We start from the raw sequence: 22,537 nt of genomic DNA, 5'->3' as shown, positions 1-22,537 counted from the left end.
GACCGGAAATGCACTGAACGTAGACGGCGGGGTAGCAATGGGCTTTTATAGATAAAAATTAGTTTTTTTAAGTTTGTTTAAGCAAAAGTGGTTTTTTGTAATATCTAACGTCCGATAACCCGGACGTTAGATTCTTTAAACAATACAAAATCGATTATAAAAAATAAAAGAAAAACAAGAGTTATTTTTCATACATTGAAAACTCTATTAAAATACCATAAAATATGTTAATCGGATCCAATAAAATAGAATCTCATAACGAAGAATTATTAAAAAAGCATACAAACAAACTGGCTTTTACAACAACTGAAATCAGTGATACAGAATCAATTATTCAAAAACTGATTGATTTTCAAATCGCAATTCCGTCATGGGCATTAGGTACCGGGGGAACAAGATTCGGACGTTTTGCAGGAGGTGGAGAACCCCGCTCTTTAGAAGAAAAAATAGAGGATGTAGGTTTACTTCATGCTTTAAATAATGCTTCGGGTGCTATTTCTTTGCATATTCCGTGGGATATTCCGACAGATCACAATGCGATAAAAGCTTTGGCTGCACAACATAATTTAAAGTTTGATGCCGTTAATTCCAATACTTTTCAGGATCAGGCAAATGCAGACCATTCTTATCGATATGGCTCATTACAAAACGTAAACAAAGCTGTTCGTAAGCAGGCAATTGCTCATAATATAGAAGTTATTCAGCAGGGAATTGCTTTAGGATCAGAATCTTTGACGATTTGGCTGGCCGATGGTTCTAATTTTCCCGGACAATTAAATTTCCGTAAAGCGTATCAAAATACATTAGAAAGTTTAGAAGAAATCTACGATGCATTGCCTTCTAACTGGAAATTGTTTTTAGAATATAAATGTGCCGAACCGAATTTTTATTCGACAACTGTTGCAGATTGGGGACAATCGTATTCATACGTGAAGAAATTAGGTGACAAAGCACAAACTTTGGTAGATTTGGGGCATCATTTGCCAAATGCCAATATTGAGCAAATCGTTTCTTTATTATTGATGGAAAACAAATTAGGCGGATTCCACTTTAATGATTCAAAATATGGAGATGATGATCTAACTGCCGGAGCATTAAAACCGTATCAGTTATTCTTGATTTTTAATGAATTAGTTGAAGGAATGGATGCAAGGGGAATGAACCACGCCAAAGATTTAGGCTGGATGATTGATGCTTCTCACAACATAAAAGATCCTTTAGAAGATTTATTGCAATCTGTTGAAGCGATTATGATTGCTTATGCTCAGGCACTTTCAGTAGACAGAAAAGCACTTGAGATTGCACAGGATGAAAATGATGTAGTAAAAGCACAGGAAATTTTGCAAAACGCTTTCCGTACAGACGTTCGTGCTTTGGTTGCTGAAGCCCGTTTACGTTCGGGAGCTGCATTAAATCCGGTAGAATTATACCGCAGTCTTACAGTCAGAAAAAATCTGATTGGAGAAAGAGGATTAAAAACGATGGCTACAGGCTTATAAAATTTCCAAAATGAATGTAGTTGCAATTTTTGATATTGGTAAAACAAACAAGAAGGTATTTTTATTCAATGAAAATTACAAAATTGTTTGGGAGAAATCAGTAAATCTTGATGAAACTGTTGATGAAGATGGTTTTCCTTGTGAAAATATCGAACTCCTCAAAAACTGGATACTCGATCGAATATCAGAAATAAAAAAATTATCAGACTATGTGCTGAAAGCAATTAATTTCAGCACATATGGTGCTAGTTTTGTGTATATAGATAAAAAGGGTGAAGTTCTGACACCACTTTATAATTATCTGAAAGAGTATCCGGAGGATTTAAAAAACCATTTTTATCAAAAATATAAAGGTAAAGAGGCATTTGCAGTCAAAACAGCTTCACCGGTTTTAGGAAGTTTAAATTCCGGAATGCAGATTTACAGGATTAAAGAAGAAAAACCGGAGCTTTTTGAAAAAATCCAATATTGCCTTCACCTTCCTCAGTATCTGAGTTATCTCTTAACCAATGAAACCTATTCTGATATTACGAGTATCGGATGCCATACCAATCTTTGGAATTTTAAAAAGATGAAGTATCATAAGTGGCTTCAGAAAGAAGAGATAAAAGACAAACTCCCACCATTGCATTATGGCAAAGATGTCATAAAAACAGAAGGTGATTTAGCTGTTGGAACAGGTTTGCACGACAGCTCGTCTGCGATTATTCCGTATACGATCAACTTTACAGAACCTTTTGTTTTATTATCCACAGGAACCTGGAGTATTTCGCTCAATCCGTTCAATAATAAAACATTAACCTTTGAAGAATTACAGCATGATTGTTTATGCTATATGCAATATACCGAGAAACCTGTAAAGGCAGCCCGTCTTTTTTCCGGCAATGAACATGAAATTCAGACCAAAAGATTAGCAGAACATTTTAATGTCCCTGTTGATGCTTATAAGGATGTTTATTTTGATAAAAAAATAGTCTCCAATTTAAGGGCACTTACTTTTTCTTTTATTTATCCTAAGAAATATGAATATGATATTCTTAAAGAATGTCCTTTTCAGAAAAGAGATCTTTCGACTTTTAAAAGTTACGAAATTGCGTATCATCAGTTAATGATGGACATCGTTGAACAACAGTTTTTTTCAACTAATTTAGTAATTCACAACAGTCCTGTAAAGAAAATTTTTGTTGATGGAGGGTTCAGTAAAAATGCTGTTTTTATGAACCTGTTAGCCGAAGCTTTTCCGGATATAGAAGTGTATGCAGCATCGATGGCACAGGCGAGCGCATTGGGCGCAGCGTTGGCAATTCATGAAAACTGGAATCTAAAACCTATTCAGAACGATTTAATCGATTTGAAATTTTACAAACATTAATATGAAAGTCGGACTTTTTATACCGTGCTATGTCGATCAGTTTTATCCAAAAGTAGGAATTGCAACCTATGAACTTTTGCAGAAATTAGGTTGTGATGTCCATTTTCCTATGGGACAGACTTGTTGCGGACAGCCAATGGCAAATAGTGGTTATGCCCATTTAACAAAAGGCTGTGATGCCAATTTTATCAGTAATTTTTCGGGATTTGATTATATCGTTTGCCCTTCAGGAAGTTGTGTCCTGCATGTAAAAGATCATTTGCATGACGATAAATTACAGGATCTGGCTGACGAAATACGTAAAAAAGTTTTTGAACTAACGGAGTTTATTACCGACGTGTTGAAAATTGACCATATAGAAGGAAGTTTTCCGTACAGGGTCGGCATGCATCAAAGCTGCCACGGACAACGCGGATTAAAACTTTCGCAAATGACTGAACTCAATGCACCCGCTTTTTCTAAACCGGAACAATTGCTTCATAATATAAAAGGACTGGATTTGGTATCGCTTTCGCGAAAAGACGAATGCTGTGGTTTTGGAGGTACTTTTTGTGTTACTGAAGAAGCCGTTTCCGTAAAAATGGGACAAGACAGGATTAAAGATCACCAAAACCACAATGTAGATTATATAACAGGTGGTGATATGTCATGTTTAATGCATCTCGAGGGAATCCTGAAAAGGCAGAAAAGCAATATCAAAACGATTCATATAGCCGAAATATTAAATTCCTTCGAAAACTAAGGACTTTTCGACATTCATTTTAACTGATAAAAATGTCTTCAAAAAAAACAATAGAACACAGCGAAGCAGCAGCACGTTTTAACAAAGATACAGAACGTGTAAACTGGCATGACGAAACGCTTTGGTTTGTTCGTGCAAAACGTGATAAATCGGCTCACCAGATTCAGGACTGGGAATTGCTGCGAGAAACAGCTTCGCAAATCAAAAATAATGTACTCTCTAATATTCATGATTATTTAGTAGAATTTGAAGCCAATGCTCAAAAAAACGGAATAATTGTACATTGGGCGGCCGATGCAAAAGAACATAATGAAATAGTCCATTCTATTATGGCAAAACATGATGTGAAACAGATTGTGAAGTCAAAATCGATGCTGACAGAAGAATGTCATTTAAATGAATACTTAACTCAAAAAGGAATTGATGTAATTGATTCTGATCTCGGCGAACGAATTGTTCAGCTAAGAAAAGAACCACCTAGCCATATTGTTTTGCCTGCAATTCACCTTAAAAAAGAAGATGTTAGCGAAACTTTTCATGAGCATCTGGGAACAGAAAAAGGAAATAATGATCCTCAATATTTGACCGAAGCAGCACGTCTGCATTTAAGAGATACTTTTTTGACACGCAGGGCTGCTTTGACCGGAGTTAATTTTGCCATTGCAGAAACGGGAGAATTTGTGGTTTGTACCAACGAAGGAAATGCCGATATGGGTGCCCATCTGGCAGATGTACATATTGCGTGTATGGGTTTTGAAAAACTGATTCCGCAACGAAAGCATCTGGGCGTTTTTCTGCGACTATTGGCGAGAAGCGCAACAGGACAGCCGATCACTACTTTTTCGAGTCATTTTAAAAAACCAAGAGACGGAAAAGAAATACATATCGTAATTGTAGATAATGGCAGAAGTACACAATTAGGCAGGGAAGATTTCAGGAATTCGTTAAAATGTATCCGTTGCGGCGCATGCATGAATACCTGCCCGGTTTACAGACGAAGTGGCGGACATAGTTATCATAATGCCGTTGCCGGTCCGATTGGTTCTATTTTAGCGCCCAATTTGGACATGAGCAAAAATGCCGATTTGCCATTTGCGAGTACACTTTGTGGTTCCTGTACCAATGTTTGCCCGGTTAAAATTGATATTCACGATCAATTATACAAATGGCGTCAGGTTTTGGTAAAAGAAGGTCACACGCCAACAGTAAAAACAGTTGCAATGAAAACAATGGCAACAGTTTTGGCTAATCCGGCCATTTTTAACCTGGCAGGAAAATCAGGAAGGTTTGTAATGAAAAATGTTCCTTCCCTTGTGAACAACAAAATGAACAAATGGTACGACCAACGCGAAATGCCCGATGTTCCGCAGGAATCTTTCAGAGAATGGTATAAAAAGAATTCGAGAGAAGCTAAAGCGAAAAAAGATGAGCAGTAAAGAACAGATTTTACAAAAAATAAAACAAAACCAACCGGATTTTGTAACAGAACTGCCTGATTTAAATGTTTTGGGTTCAGATAGTTTTGATATTCTGCAAACGTATAAAACGATTTTAAAAGGTATTGGAGGAGATTTTGAGGAAGTTGCCAATTATGACGAAGTAACTGCGTTTATAAAAAACAATTATTTATTAAATAAACGTATTATTTCAACTATTCCGGAGCTTTCTGAAATAGCCGGTTTGAATTGGGAAAATGATGATCCGCATTCACTTGAAGATGTGGAATTGACAATCGTAAAAGCCCATTTTGGAGTTGCAGAAAACAGTGCACTTTGGGTTACAGATGATCTTTTAGGACAACGCGTAGCACCGTTTATTGCTCAATATCTGGCTATTGTTGTTCATAAAAAAGATATTGTAGCTACGATGCATCAGGCGTATGACAAAATTGGAAATCAGGAATATGGTTTCGGAACTTTTATTGCCGGCCCATCCAAAACGGCAGATATAGAACAATCTTTGGTTTTAGGAGCACATGGAGCGAGAGGTTTGATTGTTTTTTTAATGGACTAAATAAATAAACTTTTTATAAAGGAAAAGAGGACCTAACAGGCCTCTTTTTTTTTGTTATATAAATCCCAATTTTTAGGTATGCAGAAATTAAAAGTTTATTTTTATGTTTCTGGATAATAAAAAAATAAGGATGAAAAACGGAAAAGATCTTAAGGCAATTGCTTACGGAGAAGTACTGTGGGATGTTTTTGGTAAGGAAAAAAAAATTGGAGGTGCCCCTTTAAACGTGGCACTTCGTATGAAAAGCCTGGGCTGTGATGCAGGGATGATAAGCTGTGTGGGGAATGATGAAGATGGAAAAGCAATTATTAATGCCATTAAAAACATGGGTCTTGATACTTCTGCTATTACAATTTCGGAAGAATATAAAACGGGAGTAGTGCAGGTAACTTTAGACCAAAGCGGATTTGCAAGTTATGAAATACAATACCCGGCGGCATGGGACAAAATTATATTGAATGACCACGCAAAATCATTGATTAAAGAGGCTGATGTACTTATTTACGGAAGTTTGGTTTGCAGAGATAAGGTGTCGGGAGAAACGCTGGAAGAAGTACTAAAAACTACCATTTATAAGGTTTTTGATGTCAATCTGAGAAAACCTCATTATACTTATGAGCTTCTCGAAAAATTAATGAAATCGGCTGATTTTATAAAATTTAATGACGAAGAAATAGTAGAAATTGCTTCGGTTTTAAAATCACCTCACTCCGGTATTCAGGAAAATGTCGAATTTATTGCTTCAAAAACCCAAACAAATGCCATTTGCGTAACCAGAGGAAAAGACGGCGCTTTATTATACTGGAAAGGAAAATTATATGAAAATCACGGTTACCCTGTCAAAGTTGCGGATACAGTAGGGGCAGGAGATTCTTTTTTAGCAGCTTTGATCACTTCACTGCTTACAGGAAAAGAACCTCAGGAATCAATTGATTATGCTTGTGCGGTTGGCGCATTAGTAGCCGGATCGCCAGGAGCAAACCCGCAGATTTCTGATTCTGCGATTGCAGCTTTCATGAGTAAAAAACAGTTGTAATAGAAAAAAGAAAAAACCTTAAATTATCAGTATGACCTTTCAAAACTGAAATATTTATTCTTTGTGTTATCTTTCCCAAACCAAAGAAATTGCGTATTTTCATAAAATCGTTTTAAAACAATTTATATGAGCAAAAAACTACAGCAATTCTTCGTCAAATCGATTATCATTCTTTTACTTATTCATTTATCTTATTTTGTATATGGGTATTTTCAGTTTAAGGGCATTAAAAATATAAATATTTATACCGAGTTTTACCGATTCAAATTTTATGACGATGTTTCCATTTCTCATTTCTTTGTTAGTGGTATGTTTTTATTTCTTTTTCTGATTTTTTTACTTCGAAATCATTCCAAACAGGCGTATTCAGGATTCAATCTCTTTAAAGTTGGTGCTGTTATCTTATTAATTTCATTTTTGTCTTTCTCTTTTTTTATTAGTTACAGCTTCGGGTTAAATGCTAAACTTAGAAGCGAGCTGCCTGAAGCCGATTTTAATAAAGACAAGGTTTTGCTTAATGTCTTAAATCCTTTCCTGTATAATTATACCTCTTACAGTTCACAGAAATTATTTAATCCTGAAAACATTTTATATCCGGAACCATATCCTGTTGTCAGAGAAACAGATTCTCTTAATTACGACATACACGGAGAGAAATTTTCGATACAGGAGGATCATTATTACAGTATTGATACTATAAAAATCTTGACATCTTATTTTGAGAAACTAAAATCAAAAGGAGAAGAATTTTACGATATTTTGCCATTTGACAAAGAGGAATTACTTAAAAGAATCATTTCTAAAAAAACAATAAAAGACAGTACAGAAATCATATACAAAGGGAGGGAAGCAGATCCGTACCATGATGCTGATATTTGTATTTTTCTTCAGAATAAAAACTTATTTGTGCCTGTAAATGATGTTCCTGTTGATCAACAGAGATTCGAATATGCTGTAAAAAGGCATCAGCTGCTTTATAAATACAAGCAGGATTCATTGCTTTATTCGTTTCAGAAACTCGATACTTTATTAAAAAAATATAATATCGAAACCCAGATTAAACCAAAAGAATTAACCCAGGATGCTTTTTATTTCAGGGAACATAATGATGAAATCTTAAACAGAATAAGAAATACTTTTGACAGGAAAGCATTGACAGAAAAGGTAAAAACACTGGATAATCTGTTTTACAAACCTAATTATCTGCATCCGTCGATTATTGAAATTTATTTTGCAGTAATCTTTATAGTCTGGCTAATCTTATTTCTATTGTATATTTTATGGAATTACAAGAATAAAAATAAGCTTCAGAAAATATAAGACTTTATTTTCTAATCATATACGGCACAGTGGTTTACTGCGCCGTTTTGTTTTTTATAAAGAAATGTATTCCTTTGCAAAGAATACTAACTGGTATCTTTTTATGAAAAAATCACTTTCTACACGACTTTCAATCCTTCAGAAATCATTTGAATTAATCTATACACATGGCTATAAGGCAACAAGTATTGACACTATAATTGCTACAACAAATGTGACAAAAGGTGCCTTTTTCTATCATTTTAAAAATAAGGAAGAAATGGGACTTGCCGTGATTAACGAAATTATGTATCCTCTAATGCATGACGATTTTGTAAAACCTTTATTGGCTTCTAAAGATCCTGTAAATGACATTTATAAAATGATGCATTATTTATTGTTAGAAAATGAATTTCTTCTTAAAAAATACGGCTGCCCTGCCGGAAACCTTACTCAGGAAATGTCGCCTGTAAATCTGCATTTTAGTGAAGCACTTTCTAAACTTACGGCAGAACTAAAAGACGCTATGCAGACTTCACTAAAAAATGGCAAACAGTCAGGAGTTATAAAACCTGAAATAAACGAAGAGCAAGTGGCCCTTTTTGTGTTATCGGGCTATTGGGGAATACGGAATTTTGGTAAACTTTCTGAAAATAATGATTTCTATGTTGTTTATTTACAAGAGCTTAATTTGTATTTGAATAATCTTAAGAAAAACTAATTTAAAAACATACTACTTAGTATGTTTTATTTATATTTGCATTATTATTTCTAAAACAAATAACAATGTATTCAACACTACTATTTTTGCATTCTATCGTAAGATGGCTTGTCCTTCTGAGTTTATTCTATTCCCTTGTAAGAGCTTATAAAGGCCATTTCAGAAAACTTCCTTTTTCCAAAACAGATAATTCTGTTCGTCACTGGACAGCCACAATTGCCCACATTCAGCTGATGGTCGGAATTGTGCTGTATTCTCAAAGTCCCATAATTAAATATTTCTGGAATAATTTCGCGCAGGCATCAAAAGATATAAACACACTTTTCTTTGGGCTGATTCATTTTGTTTTAATGCTTATTGCCATTATTGTGATTACAATTGGTTCGGCTGCTGCCAAACGAAAAACGGTTGATGAAGATAAGTTCAAAACCATGCTTATCTGGTTTTCTATTGCTTTACTAATTATTTTTATTGCCATTCCGTGGCCATTTTCACCTCTTGCTAACAGACCTTATTTTAGATAATTATGATACATTTTTTTCAAACAAACATCGGACGATTAAGAATTCTTGGACTTCTGGAAGGTATTTCACTATTGATTTTGATTTTTATAGCAGTTCCGCTAAAATATATTTTTGACAATCCATCAGGAACCAAGATACTCGGTCCTGTTCACGGCGCACTGTTTTTGCTTTTTATATTCAATGCTTTGAGTGTAGGAGTAGAGCAAAACTGGAAATTTAAAACCACCACATGGAAAGTTCTTTTAGCTTGTATTATCCCGTTTGGAACTTTTTACATCGATCATAAAATTTTGAGTAAAATAAAAACTGAGAACACCTAACCGGATTTAATAAACTTATTAATTTGTAAAGTCATGATTGAGATTTTCAAAACCAATGTTAATTCAAAAAGACAATCCGACAGGATTTTAAAAATACTTAAAAAGATATTCCCTAATGCTTCTTTTATTTTTGATCTCGAAGACTGTGATAAGATCCTGCGTGCTGATGATGTAGAAATTATGCAGATTGTAACAATCCAAAACGAAATTATGAATTTGGGTTTTGCGTGTGAAATTTTAGAAGAATAATAATAAATTGCCAAAAGTTTAAAGCGGCTGATTCTGTTACGGAATCAGCCGCTTTTTTGTATGTTAAGTTTTTCTTTAAACTGTCTTTAATTATGATTATATCTGTTTTTTTGATTAGCTTTCGCCTCTCAATATCCATAAAAAATGATTTTTTGCCATGAAAAAGATATATAAGGAAAATCGCTATATCGGTATTAAAAGAATAAGTAAAAATTGATGTTTTGGATTTAATTACAACTCGTAGTTATATTCTATAAGATGCTTTGTAAGAAAAAAAACAGGATTATGCGTAATATTGCGAATACAAAGTTTTGGTCAAAACCAACGTAATTGGATGCCTTTTGTAAGAATGTTAACCGTTTTGATTTCACACTTTGTCAAACGCCCCCGGATAAACACTCAATTATATAACTACTAAATTATTATGTTCTTTACTATTACTCATGATCAGGTGCAGTTTCACTATGGATCAAAACGCTGGCAATACAGTTTTAATGAAATTGTCGAGCTGGGATTACTCAAAAAGAAGAAGTCTTATCTTATTGAAAATGGTTTATTTATAACCATTACTGCCATTGCTTATTATTGTATGGTTTTCTCCGATGTAATGGAATTGTATTATATCGTCCCCACTTTGTTATGTTATACCTTTATTATCATCTACAGATTTCACGGAAATATCGATTCTGAATATTATGTGATCGTAAAAGATGTCTACCAAAATGAAATACGGATCAAAATTAAAACCCTTGACCGGCCTGCCATAGGCAAACAAATTGACCGGTATCTGGACTTAGAATTTGACCGGAATTTACAACTACAAAACTCTAATACTTAAAAATAGCCATGTTATCAAACGAAATTTTTGGTTACGACGTAGCTTTTATTGTCGTTGCTATAGTATACGGTTTTATTATTACCACAAAAAAAAAATAAAAAAATACCACTTCACCAAACCCCTACTACAAGTGGTATCATAATCATGTATTAAAGGTACAGTGCAGTAAGCAAATTCAGCGAACTGTTTTAGCTGTACAATACTCCCCAAATCAAGCTTATGCCCACTTCAATAAAAAACAAAATTAAAAGCATTAGAGAGTTAAAAAATTATACTCAGGAATATATGGCAGATCAACTAGGAGTAACCCAGGCGGGTTATAGTAAAATTGAAAAAGGAAAAACGGTTCTTTCGTTTGTAAAATTAGTTGAAATTGCCCGCATTTTAGAAGTCAGCGTAGAAGACATTCTTAGTTTTGACAGTCAGCGATATTTTAATAGTTTTAATAAAGTAAAAGGAAATAATAACGGCAGTATAATGATTAATTCAGACAACAGTGCCGCTTTAAAGGAACTTTATGAGGATAAAATTATGCTCCTTGAAAAACTATTAAACAAAACAGAAGAAGAACTAAACAGGTATAAAAAGAAATTTGGTCCGATTTGAAAGCAAAAAAACGAGGTTTACAGCCTCGTTTTTTAGTTTCATTTATTTTATAAATTATGCTGTCTGATCGTCAATTGTAGCGTCAGGAGCATTTGTTTTTACTGATTCAATACCATTGTCCCTTCCGGCTGCGCTTTCGTACATCTCGCTTGAGCCAATAATCTGACCGTTGCCTGCTTTTAGGTTAAAATGATATTTTCCGTTTTTTGATTCCTTTTTTTCATATCTGCTGTCATCCTGTGAATTGGTTTTTACAGATTCAATACCGTTGTTACAGGCAGATTTTGAAGAATAACCTTCGCTGCTTAAGATGGTCTGACCATTTCCGGCTTTTAAATTGAATTGAAATTCACCATTAGTTCTTTGATTAATTACAAATTTTCCCATATAATTTTGGTTTAAGGTTGCTGTTTAGTTCGCAGAAATAAAAATACAAAACTTAGTCATACAATTTATATTCCGGTCAAAATAAAACAGCTGCATCATAAAAACATAATATAGTATTGGCATTAAGTTTGATTTGTTCTACAATGGTCAGAATACTATTTACTGTTTGAATTTGATAATAGTATAATTTAATAAAATAAGAATATTCTTTATATTTGTTTAAAAAAAGATGTTATGAAAAAAATACTTTTACTGTTAGTTATGGTACATTTATTATCCTGCAATTCTGCAAAAAATGATAATGAATTACTCTCTCCGTTAAGAAGTACTGAGTCTGACATTCTGGAAGATAGTAACAGTTTGCATCAGGTTTCTGTATTTGAAGGCACATTGCCCTGTGCAGATTGTTCAGGAATTAAAACTACACTGAAAATACATCAGGGAGATGGTACAATGGAAAGCCATATTTTTGAATTGGTCAGTATCTATAAAGGGAAAGGGCCTAAAGCGAAAGTGGTTGAAAAAGGAACTTATAATCTCGAAAGAGGTTTAGAGGATGATCCCGACGGAACCATTTATATTTTGAATTGGAATAAACCGGAAACAGAGCAAATCTATTACGGTTACTACAGCACAAATCCCGATAAAATTTATTTGCTGAATAATAAAAGGCAAATTATTAAATCACAATTGAATTATTCTTTAGTGCTCAGGAAATAGAATTTGAGTAAAAAATCGTTTATTTTTGTTAGAGTACATAATTACAATGAAGGAAATAAACGAAATTCTACAAGCTTATTCAGAAGCAAAAACAGAAGGAAAGAAAACAGCTTTGGCAACTGTTGTTAAAGTGGAAGGATCTTCTTATCGCCAGCCCGGTGCCAGGATGCTTGTTACAGAAGATGGTATGCTGACGGGTGCAATCAGCGGAGGCTGCCTTGAAGGTGATGCACTGAAGAAAGCACTTCTTTCTATAAATCAGAAGCAAAATAAACTTATAACCTACAATACCAGCAACGAAGATGATTCTGAGATTGGACTGCAATTAGGCTGTAATGGAATTGTACATATACTGTTTGAATACATCAATGATGATGAACCAAATAATCCGATTTGTCTTTTAAAAGAATTAAAGACAGAACGTAAAGAAGCAGTTGTTACAACCGTTTTTTCCTTAAAAAAAATGGCACCACAAATTGGGACTATTTTATTTTACCGGGAAAACGCTGAACCTCTGTACAGTAATCCTCTTGCATTGGAAATTTTAAATGAAGTAGAAAAAACGCTGCATAATACCGCTACAATTATAACAAAACTAAAAGACGATTCTGAGAACGAGGTACTTATGGAATATATAAGTCCGCCTGTTTTGCTTGTAATTGTTGGAGCAGGAAATGATGTCCAGCCACTTGCAAAAATGGCATCCATTCTGGGCTGGGAAATTATCGTTGCAGAAGGGCGTGCCACTCATGCTACAAAAAAACGTTTTCCGGAAGCCAAAGAAATACTGGTTGTAAATCCGGAACAATTAGCAGAAAAAATCGCTATCGATTCGCAAACCTATTTTACGCTAATGACGCATAATTACAAATATGATTTAGAGGTATTAAAACAACTTTTGCAACGAAACTGTAATTACATCGGAATATTGGGACCAAAAACCAAATTAAACAGAATGCTGGACGAACTTAGCCATGAAGGTGTTATTCCGAATGGAGAACAGCTAAAAAGTATTCATGGTCCGGTTGGACTTGATATCGGTTCAGAAACATCGGAGGAAATCGCATTAGCAATTGTTGCCGAAATTAAAGCTGTAATGAGTGCAGCAAATGGAAATTCCTTAAAATACAAAAAAGAAAAAATACATACTTTAAGTACTGAAAGATGAGTGAATTGACAGCAATAATTATTTTAGCGGCCGGGAATTCTTCCAGATTAGGAGAACCCAAACAATTATTGCGTTATAAAAACAAAACTCTTTTAGAAAATACAATTGCAGCAGCTTCTGCTGTGCCAAATTCAATTATCATTGTTGTAACGGGAGCGAACCACGAATTAATTCAGAAAGAACTTTATACCGAATCAGTAATTATTTGTTATAATCCGGATTGGGAAAATGGAATGTCAACTTCGATTAATGCAGGTCTCAAAAAACTTTTGACTTTGCATCCGGATATACAAAAATGTATTTTTACAGTTTGCGATCAGCCTTATCTTTCAGGTGCTGTATTTGAAGATTTACTAAAAGAATATTTTAAAACCAAAAAAGGAATAATTGCTTCATCGTATTCACAAACACTGGGTACGCCGGTATTATTTGATAAAAAATATTTTGATGGATTATTTGAGTTAAAAGGACAGGAGGGAGCTAAAAAAATAATAACTCAATTTGCAGAAGATACTACTTCAGTTTTATTTGACAACGGAGCTATAGACATTGATACAGTCGAAGATTACAATAATCTGATTAATTAAAATCGTAATTCATTTATAAGTGTAGTTACTCTTAAAATTGTATCTTCAATTTCTTCAAAAGTGGTAAATCTTCCTAAACTGAACCGAACAGAACTCAATGCATTTTCATTTGATAACCCTAAAGCTTTTAGAACATGTGAAGGTTCGGTAGTTACAGATGAACAGGCAGAACCGTCAGAAACAGAAATATTCTGTAAAGCGATAATTAATCTTTGGGCATTTACTCCGGGAAAACAAATATTCGAAGTATTGTAAATTCTTTTTTGAGAATTCCCATTTACAAATGACCCTTCTATTTTCAATAAGTTTTCCTCAAGATGATTTCGTAATCTCTTAATTCTTTCCTCGTCGGTTTTCATCTCTATAAGGGCGATTTCGCATGCTTTTCCAAAACCAATAATTCCGGGAACATTCAAAGTTCCGCTGCGTAATTTTCGTTGCTGTCCGCCACCGTGTATTTGCGGAGTCAGTTTTATTTTTGCTTTTGATGAAATATACAAGGCGCCAATACCTTTAGGTCCATAAAATTTATGTGCCGAAAAAGCCAGCAAATCAATATTTAAATCTTTTACATCTACAGGGATTTTCCCCGCTGCCTGAGTAGCATCACACATAAAAAGAACATTTTTTGAATGTGCGATATTGCCGATTTCTTTACAATCCTGAATTACTCCCGTTTCATTATTGACCATCATCACAATGACCATAAGGGTTTCATCCGTGATTGTTTTATTTAATAAATCCAGATTTAATAATCCCTCTGAATTTACAGGAAGATACGAAACTTCAAAGCCAATGCTCTCCATATACAAACACGTATCCAAAACAGCTTTATGTTCTGTAGCAACAGTAACAATATGTTTGCGGTTCTGACTGGCATGTCCTTTGATTGCCAGGTTTATAGATTCGCTTGCTCCGGAAGTAAAGATAATTTCTTTTTCTTCTGCACCAATTAAACCGGCTGTATGCCATGCTGCAAGTTCCACCGCTTCATTTACAGAAAGTCCCGCGAGATGTGCACTATTGGCATTGGCATAATAATCAGTAAAATAAGGCAGCATTGCATTTATTACACGCTCATCAGGACGGGTAGTAGCGTTATTATCAAGATAAATTATTTTTTGATCAGGCATCTTTTAAGCTTAATATGTAAAAATACAATTTTAAAAAATGACAATAACTATAGCAATATCAAAAATGATAAATCAAAAAAGGATAATCAGTTTTAATAAATTTTGCATTGACACCTGAAATTGAAGCCCTTATTTAAATTGATTCTGTGTAAGTTTTGTAACAATTTGTCGTATAGTATTGTTAAATTTGTTAGGATTACCATTGACAATATTGATAATTCCTAAAAACTGTATTCATGGCTTCTAAAAAAAACAATACAAACGAAGTTGACAATCAGTCAAATACGTCGCGACGAGACTTTATAAAAAAGTCAGGATTGCTTACCGCTCTAGCATTGTCTCCGCCTTCCCTTGTGATGGCTTCTGAAAATAAATGGGATGAAAAAATAGCAGAATATCTGGAAACAGTTCCGCTTGCCATAGAAGTTAACGGCAAAAAACACAATCTGAATGTAGAGCCAAGAACAACACTTTTAGACTTATTAAGAGAGCAGTTACAATTAACAGGAACCAAAAAAGGATGTGATCACGGTCAGTGCGGAGCATGTACGGTTCATGTAAACGGCACCCGGATATTGTCTTGCTTATCACTTGCTTCCATGCAGCAAAATGCCCAGGTGACTACAATCGAAGGGCTTTCAAAAGGAAAAAAACTTCACCCTATGCAGGAAGCTTTCATCAAAAATGATGGTTTTCAGTGCGGATATTGTACGCCGGGACAAATCATGTCCGGAATAGCCTGCATCAAAGAAGGTCACGCCAACAGCAGAGAAGAAATCAGCGAATACATGAGCGGAAATATCTGCAGATGTGGAGCTTATCATAATATAGTAGATGCCATTACAGAAGTTAAGAAAGGAGGGATACTGTCATGAAAAATTTTCAAATAATAAAAGCATTATCATCAGGTTCAGCCGTTTCGAGTATTGCTAAAGAAAGTTCAGCGATGTTTATAGCGGGAGGTACAAACCTTGTCGATTTAATGAAAAAAGGAGTAACTGAACCCGACAAACTTATCGATATCAACGGACTGGACTTAAAGAAAATAGAATTTCTAAGCGGAAAAGTTTCTATTGGGGCATTGGCAAAAAACAGTCAGGTTGCAGAAGATAAATCAATTAAAGAGAATTATCCTTTACTGGCTTTGGCATTAGCTGCCGGGGCATCACAACAAATCAGGCATATGGCTACCGTTGGTGGAAATATGCTACAGCGAACCCGTTGTTCTTATTTTTACAACACCGATATGCCCTGTAACAAAAGAAAACCTAAAAGCGGTTGCGGTGCAATTGGAGGAGCAAACAGAATGCATGCTATTTTTGGAGCTTCAGACAGTTGTATTGCGGTTCATCCCAGCGATATGTGCATAGCACTTGCAGCACTTGATGCGAAAGTATTGGTTGAGGGGCCAAAAGGGAAAAGAGAAATAAAATTTGCTGATTTTCATCGACTTCCCGGAAATACACCAGAAAAAGACAACAATTTAGACAACAAAGAAATTATAACTTCTGTCGAAATTCCGGATAATAACTTCAAAAAATACGTTCATTATTTAAAAGTACGCGACCGCAGCAGTTATGCATTTGCCTTAATATCTGTAGCCGTTGGTCTTGATATAAAAAATAATGTTATAAATGACGCAAGATTAGCCATGGGTGGCGTAGCCCACAAACCATGGAGGCTTACAGAAACAGAAGAATACCTTAAAGGCAAAACAGTTTCTGCAGAAACTTTCAGACATGCAGCAGATTTAGCCATGAAAGGAGCAAAAAGTTATGGTGAAAATGATTTTAAACTAACATTAGGGCCAAACGCAATTACCGAAGCACTTACTATAGCAGCCTCTAAATAATTTGAATTATGAGTAAAACAAGTAACATAAACAGAGTAGATGGATTTGCAAAAGTAACCGGAACTGCAACATATTCTGCAGAATATAAAACTCCAGGTGTTGTGTATGCGTGTCTGGTAGGAAGTACGATTGCCAAAGGAAGAATTAAAAGCATCGATACCAAGAAAGCAGAATGGGCTCCGGGAGTTCTAAGCGTAATTACACACTTAAATGTAGATAAACCGGCTGGCTATAAAGAAGCCAAAAATCCGCATAATTTTGGACAGCCGCTGCAGATTTTTAAAGACGATACAATACTTTATTATGATCAGCCTATTGCGCTTGTAATTGCAGATACGTTTGAGCGTATGCAATATGCAGCAAGTTTAATAAAGGCAGATTACATCAAAGAAGAACATATAACAGATCTTAATAAAGCAAAAGACAAAGAAAGAAAAGTCGAAACCGGTAAAGGTGATGATTATAACAGAGGTACTGAGGACGGGTATAAAAATGCAGCAGTAGTTTTAGAAGAAGAATATACCATTCCGACAGAAGTTCATAATCCGATGGAACTCGCTAATATCATTGCTAAATGGGATGGAGATAAACCGACGCTTTACACCAAAAGTCAGGGTGTGGAAGGAACAAGAAAAAGTGTTGGAATTGTATTTGGAATCCCGCCAACGGATGTTTCTGTAAATTCAGAATATCTTGGAGGCGCTTTTGGTATGGGATTGCATACCTGGCCGTATGAAATTGCAGCGCTTATTGGAGCAAAAAAACTCGGAAAACCTGTAAAACTAGTGCTGCATCGTGAGCAAATGTTTACCAACGTAGGACATCGCCCTTTTACCATTCAGAAGATTGGGATGGGAGCTACAAAAGATGGAAAAATGCTGGGATTAACGCATGAAGCCGTAGCGCAGACTTCTTCGTATGAAGATTTTATGGAAGGCACAGTTAACATGTCGCGTTTCCTATACAATTGCGAAAATGTGACTACCCGATATCGTATTGTTCCCGTTGATACCTGTACACCTATCTGGATGCGCGGACCAGGAGAAGCTACAGGTTCTTTTGCACTAGAAAGTGCAATGGATGAATTGGCCTATAAATTAAATATGGATCCGATTGAGTTTCGAAAACTAAATCACGCCGATAAAGATCTGGAACAAAACAAGCCCTGGAGTAGTAAATTCCTTGTCGATTGTTATGAAGCCGGAATGGAAAAAATCGGCTGGAAAAACCGTAAAAATACACCGGGAAGCGTCCGTGAAGGCGAATGGCTTGTGGGTTACGGAATGGGAACCGGAACTTTCGGATCGTATAGAAACACAACTTCAGTAAAAGCAAAATTTTTAGCTGACGGAAATTTGGTTCTTCAGTGCAGTGTCAACGATATGGGACCGGGAACGGCTACTATGATGACCGCAATTGGAGCTGAAATTACTGGTTTGCCTGTAGAAAATGTAGTAATTGAAATGGGTAAAAGCGGACTCCCAAAAGGACCAACCCAAGGCGGATCGGCAACGACTTCATCAGTAGGTTCTGCTGTTCATGATGCCTGTAACTTATTGGTAAGTAAAGCACTTGGACTTGCGGCTGAAAATCCTGCATTTAAAAATACAACAGCTGATGATCTTGCCTTAGCAAATGGTTTTGTAACTTCTAAAAAAGACAGTTCCAAAACAATTTCTGTAGTTTCATTGCTTGGAGCTAATAAATTAGAAGAATTAACAGCAGAAAAAGAATCAAAGGGAAGCGAGGAAGCAAAGAAATACTCTATCTATTCCTATTCAGTACATTTTGTAAAAGTATTGGTAAACCCAAATATTGGAAAAATCAGACTTGCCCATGTGGTTTCATGCGCTGATATCGGAACAGTAATCAGCCAAAAAACTTCTGCCGGACAAATGTACGGAGGAGCGGTTGGCGGAATCGGAATGGGATTGATGGAAGCGCTGGAAATCGATCATCGGTTTGGACGTCCGATCAATAATAATTTTGCCGATTATCATGTTCCTGTAAATGCCGATATTGAAAAGCAGGAAGTATTTTTTGTAAATAAAAAAGATCCAATCAGTAATCCTATGGGAACTAAAGGGCTTGGTGAAACAGCTTTGGTAGGTATGGCACCGGCAATTGCCAATGCAGTTTTTAATGCAACAGGAAAACGTGTAAGAGATTTGCCGATTACATTGGATAAAATTATAGAAATTCCGAAAGTTTAAAGTTTTAATTCTATCAATATAAAAAACGTCTGATATTTATCAGGCGTTTTTTTTGACTTGTAATATTAAAATTGAAAGAAAAATAGTATATTTATTTTTTATTTTTGAAAGAATAATTCTATTTTTTATTTGAAAAATCATGAGCGGAAAATATGCAGTAGTTCAGGGCGCAACGTTAAAATGCAAGTTTAGTGAAACGCCACAAACCGATACCTTAAAAGTAAAATCGCAAAGTAAACATTTTGCCAATGATAAGGATGTAGAAAAAAAACTGATTGCAACTACGAAGGAACTAGGACAGACTTTAGAAAAAACACCTTTGGCAATTGTAAATTACAGCCCACAGGAAGCAGTTATAAATCTTGTCAGGCTATAATCAATCAATGGAGTTGCTTTTATGAAAAAATAACCCTGAGCAATCAGGGCAAAATATTAGTAGAAGACAGTAAGGGAACCTGTCCCATTAGTGGGGCAGACTGCATTTCAGTCGTTAAGCATGGACAAGAGGCAGAGCCAAGCAAGCAGAATGTGAAAAATGCAAAGGAACTTTTGAGTAACCAGATCAATCCATTGGTTGATATAGTTGAATTGAAAAAAAGTTTAGAGGAAGAAGACTCAATTTGTGAATAAAACAGAACATTATGTCAGATTTTAAAATAATTGGAAATGCTAATCCAGTCGTAGGAATTGTAGAACATTATACGGTAAACAATTTGTTTCCGAAAATTTCTGCAGACCAAAATTTCAGCATTGCCGGGAATGCTCCTGTTGTGCATCAAATTAAATGGGAGGTTTATGTGTTGGAGCTTGGCAAATGGCGCAAAACAAAAGAAAATGATAAAACGGGAAATCTGGTAACCTATAAATTTCGTCATGGAAGCTTAACAAGAGCCGGTATTCGAATTGTAGCAATAAAAGGAGATGAAACAGCCCGGCTTGATATAAAACCGCTTCCGGGCCAGCCAAAAATTGATGATGTAAGATTACTTGATAAAAGCGGAAAAAAAATAGAAGGACGCTTATCTTATGGACAAACGGTTAAAGCCCGGGTGCATTGCCTGCATATGGAGAAAAGAAGAGTGTTTGTTACGCTTTGGGAAGATGATGTAAAAGGAGCAGGTCATGATAAGGCCAATGAGACAAACTTTATCGAAACAAAATCCGGAATTGTCAGGGATGGAATTGCGGATATTGATTTTCTTTTAAAACCAAGCTTTGCAAAAATTGCAACAAAAAACGGCCAGGAAAACGACAAGGTTCACGAATATTATGTAACAGCTCAGTTAGATCAGGAAAAAATACCAAGCAATAATGTAAACGTCGATGCTTCTGAAGCACCAACTGCCCCATTCAAAGGTAAAACAACTCCGCAACAACCTGTTAAAAACAAACCTGCAGCGCAAAAACCTAATGTTCCAACTGCACCCAAAGCAGTAAAGGGAAAAATTAATTCTGTACATATTACAGATACAGCAGGCCACCAGATAAAAGGCGTGTTTAAAGAAAAACAGATCAGGGTTTTAATAAATTCGACAGGATTAGCAGGGAAAGAAGTCTGCCTTAAATTGTATGAAGAAGATGTGGTTAGCAATGACCTTTTGTTTACTCAAAACTTCAAGATAAAATCAGACCTTCATACCTTACCAGTATCATTAGATACAATACCCAGAAGCCTGGGCGGAAACAATTGGGCAGAAGGAGATGAGCAGGAACTTTTTGCTGAAATCGAAGTTTTGCAGACACATGATTTTATAAAAAGTGCAGTAGTTGATGTTGATGCTACGGTTTTTAAGCAGGATCCTGTAGAGGTTACTAATAAAGTTTTGAAGGTTGGTATATCTAAAGTTGAAAAAAAGGAAAAAGAAGGATTGTGTCCAAATTGCTGTAAGCCAGTAGTTCCTGCTGAGTTGAATCAGATATTTCCAAATGCAAGTCCAGCGAAATTAGCTATAGTAGCTGAAACTTATACGAAATATATGAAAGATTTAGGAATGGATACATGCTGGAATAAAGCTCATTTGTTTGCGCAAGCAAGAGTTGAATCAGGTTTAAGTCTAAGTTTGAAAGAAGGTGAAAATTTTAATTATTATTATGAAAGTTTGTCAATTTTCAAAGCATTTCAAACAAAAGACGGTAAAGAAAAGGCAAAATTATGGGGAAGATCATCTATCAAGCCAAAAAAACCAGGAGTTTCTTTAGAAAATCAACAGAAAATAGCAAATTGGGCTTATTCCCCTCCTGCTGCAAAAGCTACAGAATTAGGTAATACAGCTAAAAGTGATGGTTGGAAATATAGAGGAAGAGGATTAATTCAAGTCACTGGGAAAGCATTTTATAAATACTGCAACTTATTTACAAAAAAAGATGCTATTGATGTTGTAGAAAACCCTGATTTAATAGGAGAAAAAATTGAATTATCGGTTTTAAGTTCAATGATATTTTTTAAATGGAAGAATATTAATAATATAGCTAATAAAACTCAAGATGTAGTCAATAAGATTTGTCCTAAAGTGGGTAATGATGCGCCAGTAAAAGACGAAAAAGGTAATTCTTCTTCTAATCATAGAGAGAAACAAAGAGCTTTTAATGATGTAACATCAAAAACTTTTAAAATTGATAATTGCAAATGGGGAGAAAAGGTTGAAACTCCTAAAACAAAAGGTAAATTTTCTACTTATGATGAGGAATATACAGCAGATTCAAAAACAGCTTATATTAATGTCATAGTTCCTAAAGACAGAACTACGGAAGGATTATTTGTTTTTTTTGATGATTCTGAAATTATATTGAAAGGGTATGCATTAGCAATGGGTACTGTCAATAATAACTTTTTTGAGCGTAATGGAAAAGGTAGTACTCCAACAGGACTCTGGTCTTCTTATTATTCTAGAACACATATTGGTGAAGCCAGTTATGGCAATCATGGCTTAATTCATATAAACGGAATGACTGGAGATGCTAAAAAAGCAACTGCTCCAGGAAAAAGAGACGGTATAGCTATTCATTCTGGTCATACCACTAAACTTGGAATAAATGATAATGGTCCTTTAATGGTTACTTACGGATGTATTAGAATATATAATACGGATATGAAGAATCTGGTAGAACATTATAATGCACTTAAACTTAAAGGAAAAATAATCAACGTATATGTTGAAGAGGTAGATTCAATGAGTGATGTATATAAAAAATACAATTTAGTTGCCGACCCAAAGGATAAAAAAAGAAATTACAGTAAAAATGCAAAACAATAAAGCA

Annotated in this window: 24 protein-coding genes; 22 read left to right on the top strand and 2 right to left on the bottom strand. The window is 35.0% G+C overall.

Annotated features, from left to right (window positions below; all coding sequences use genetic code 11):
- The first annotated feature begins 224 nt into the window (after positions 1–224).
- From DCO46_RS01855 to DCO46_RS01795, 13 genes are all read left to right on the top strand, one after another.
- Entirely contained in the window at positions 225–1,499 is a 1,275-nt protein-coding gene (locus DCO46_RS01855) for a TIM barrel protein (RefSeq protein ID WP_116750898.1), read from the top strand.
- A 10-nt stretch (positions 1,500–1,509) separates the two neighbouring features.
- The gene (locus DCO46_RS01850) at positions 1,510–2,871 is read left to right on the top strand and encodes an FGGY-family carbohydrate kinase (RefSeq protein ID WP_116750897.1); all 1,362 of its coding nucleotides are present in this window, start codon (positions 1,510–1,512) and stop codon (positions 2,869–2,871) included.
- A gap of 1 nt (position 2,872) precedes the next feature.
- Positions 2,873–3,613 carry a (Fe-S)-binding protein gene (locus DCO46_RS01845; RefSeq protein WP_116750896.1) on the top strand — a complete coding sequence of 247 codons (741 nt, stop codon included), beginning with the start codon at positions 2,873–2,875 and terminating at the stop codon, positions 3,611–3,613.
- Positions 3,614–3,645: 32 nt separating this feature from the next.
- Complete coding sequence (locus DCO46_RS01840) at positions 3,646–5,049, top strand: lactate utilization protein B (protein ID WP_116750895.1); 1,404 nt, start codon at positions 3,646–3,648, stop codon at positions 5,047–5,049.
- Positions 5,039–5,626, top strand: a complete 588-nt coding sequence (locus tag DCO46_RS01835) for a lactate utilization protein C (protein WP_116750894.1) — start codon at positions 5,039–5,041, stop codon at positions 5,624–5,626. The genes DCO46_RS01840 and DCO46_RS01835 overlap by 11 nt, the downstream gene beginning before the upstream one ends.
- Positions 5,627–5,756: 130 nt before the next feature.
- On the top strand, positions 5,757–6,662 hold the full coding sequence (locus tag DCO46_RS01830; protein ID WP_116750903.1) for a carbohydrate kinase family protein: 906 nt from the start codon (positions 5,757–5,759) through the stop codon (positions 6,660–6,662).
- A 126-nt stretch (positions 6,663–6,788) separates the two neighbouring features.
- Positions 6,789–7,982 (top strand): hypothetical protein, encoded by a 1,194-nt coding sequence (locus tag DCO46_RS01825; RefSeq protein WP_116750893.1) that lies wholly within the window; start codon positions 6,789–6,791, stop codon positions 7,980–7,982.
- A gap of 103 nt (positions 7,983–8,085) precedes the next feature.
- Entirely contained in the window at positions 8,086–8,682 is a 597-nt protein-coding gene (locus DCO46_RS01820) for a TetR/AcrR family transcriptional regulator (protein WP_116750892.1), read from the top strand.
- A gap of 65 nt (positions 8,683–8,747) precedes the next feature.
- Positions 8,748–9,206: a hypothetical protein gene (locus tag DCO46_RS01815; RefSeq protein WP_116750891.1), complete on the top strand. Its 459-nt coding sequence runs from the start codon at positions 8,748–8,750 to the stop codon at positions 9,204–9,206.
- 2 nt (positions 9,207–9,208) lie between these two features.
- Positions 9,209–9,526 (top strand): DUF3817 domain-containing protein, encoded by a 318-nt coding sequence (locus DCO46_RS01810; RefSeq protein ID WP_116750890.1) that lies wholly within the window; start codon positions 9,209–9,211, stop codon positions 9,524–9,526.
- Between the two features lie 33 nt (positions 9,527–9,559).
- Positions 9,560–9,775 carry a hypothetical protein gene (locus DCO46_RS01805; RefSeq protein WP_116750889.1) on the top strand — a complete coding sequence of 72 codons (216 nt, stop codon included), beginning with the start codon at positions 9,560–9,562 and terminating at the stop codon, positions 9,773–9,775.
- 424 nt (positions 9,776–10,199) lie between these two features.
- Positions 10,200–10,613 (top strand): hypothetical protein, encoded by a 414-nt coding sequence (locus DCO46_RS01800; protein WP_116750888.1) that lies wholly within the window; start codon positions 10,200–10,202, stop codon positions 10,611–10,613.
- A gap of 219 nt (positions 10,614–10,832) precedes the next feature.
- On the top strand, positions 10,833–11,219 hold the full coding sequence (locus DCO46_RS01795; protein ID WP_116750887.1) for a helix-turn-helix transcriptional regulator: 387 nt from the start codon (positions 10,833–10,835) through the stop codon (positions 11,217–11,219).
- A gap of 54 nt (positions 11,220–11,273) precedes the next feature.
- Here the strand turns inward: DCO46_RS01795 and DCO46_RS01790 are convergent, their stop codons facing one another.
- Entirely contained in the window at positions 11,274–11,606 is a 333-nt protein-coding gene (locus DCO46_RS01790; RefSeq protein WP_116750886.1) for a YegP family protein, read from the bottom strand.
- A 234-nt stretch (positions 11,607–11,840) separates the two neighbouring features.
- Between DCO46_RS01790 and DCO46_RS01785 the strand changes: the two genes are divergently transcribed.
- From DCO46_RS01785 to DCO46_RS01775, 3 genes are read left to right on the top strand one after another with little or no spacing between them, the layout of a single operon-like run.
- A complete protein-coding gene (locus tag DCO46_RS01785) occupies positions 11,841–12,326 on the top strand; it encodes a copper resistance protein NlpE N-terminal domain-containing protein (protein WP_116750885.1) in 486 nt (161 codons plus the stop codon).
- Between the two features lie 46 nt (positions 12,327–12,372).
- Positions 12,373–13,494 carry an XdhC family protein gene (locus DCO46_RS01780; RefSeq protein WP_116750884.1) on the top strand — a complete coding sequence of 374 codons (1,122 nt, stop codon included), beginning with the start codon at positions 12,373–12,375 and terminating at the stop codon, positions 13,492–13,494.
- Positions 13,491–14,081, top strand: a complete 591-nt coding sequence (locus DCO46_RS01775; protein ID WP_116750883.1) for an NTP transferase domain-containing protein — start codon at positions 13,491–13,493, stop codon at positions 14,079–14,081. The genes DCO46_RS01780 and DCO46_RS01775 overlap by 4 nt, the downstream gene beginning before the upstream one ends.
- Here DCO46_RS01775 and DCO46_RS01770 read toward each other — a convergent pair.
- Positions 14,078–15,214 carry a cysteine desulfurase family protein gene (locus tag DCO46_RS01770; RefSeq protein WP_116750882.1) on the bottom strand — a complete coding sequence of 379 codons (1,137 nt, stop codon included), beginning with the start codon at positions 15,212–15,214 and terminating at the stop codon, positions 14,078–14,080. The genes DCO46_RS01775 and DCO46_RS01770 overlap by 4 nt on opposite strands.
- 236 nt (positions 15,215–15,450) lie before the next feature.
- On the opposite strand from DCO46_RS01770, the gene DCO46_RS01765 reads away from it, so the two are divergent.
- From DCO46_RS01765 to DCO46_RS01745, 6 genes are all read left to right on the top strand, one after another.
- The gene (locus tag DCO46_RS01765; protein ID WP_116750881.1) at positions 15,451–16,089 is read left to right on the top strand and encodes a (2Fe-2S)-binding protein; all 639 of its coding nucleotides are present in this window, start codon (positions 15,451–15,453) and stop codon (positions 16,087–16,089) included.
- Entirely contained in the window at positions 16,086–17,066 is a 981-nt protein-coding gene (locus tag DCO46_RS01760) for an FAD binding domain-containing protein (RefSeq protein ID WP_116750880.1), read from the top strand. Before DCO46_RS01765 ends, DCO46_RS01760 begins: the two co-directional genes overlap by 4 nt.
- Positions 17,067–17,074: 8 nt before the next feature.
- Entirely contained in the window at positions 17,075–19,279 is a 2,205-nt protein-coding gene (locus DCO46_RS01755; protein WP_116750879.1) for a xanthine dehydrogenase family protein molybdopterin-binding subunit, read from the top strand.
- 139 nt (positions 19,280–19,418) lie between these two features.
- Positions 19,419–19,655 carry a hypothetical protein gene (locus tag DCO46_RS23370; protein WP_317048027.1) on the top strand — a complete coding sequence of 79 codons (237 nt, stop codon included), beginning with the start codon at positions 19,419–19,421 and terminating at the stop codon, positions 19,653–19,655.
- Positions 19,652–19,909, top strand: a complete 258-nt coding sequence (locus DCO46_RS23365; protein ID WP_317048028.1) for a PAAR-like protein — start codon at positions 19,652–19,654, stop codon at positions 19,907–19,909. The genes DCO46_RS23370 and DCO46_RS23365 overlap by 4 nt, the downstream gene beginning before the upstream one ends.
- An 11-nt stretch (positions 19,910–19,920) precedes the next feature.
- Positions 19,921–22,533 carry a L,D-transpeptidase family protein gene (locus DCO46_RS01745; RefSeq protein ID WP_116750878.1) on the top strand — a complete coding sequence of 871 codons (2,613 nt, stop codon included), beginning with the start codon at positions 19,921–19,923 and terminating at the stop codon, positions 22,531–22,533.
- The last annotated feature ends 4 nt before the right edge of the window (positions 22,534–22,537 follow it).

The sequence above is a fragment of the Flavobacterium sp. HTF genome (genome assembly GCF_003105115.1).
GTDB lineage: Bacteria > Bacteroidota > Bacteroidia > Flavobacteriales > Flavobacteriaceae > Flavobacterium.
Note: the sequence above shows the minus strand (reverse complement) of the source record. Positions and strands in the feature narration are given on the sequence as shown.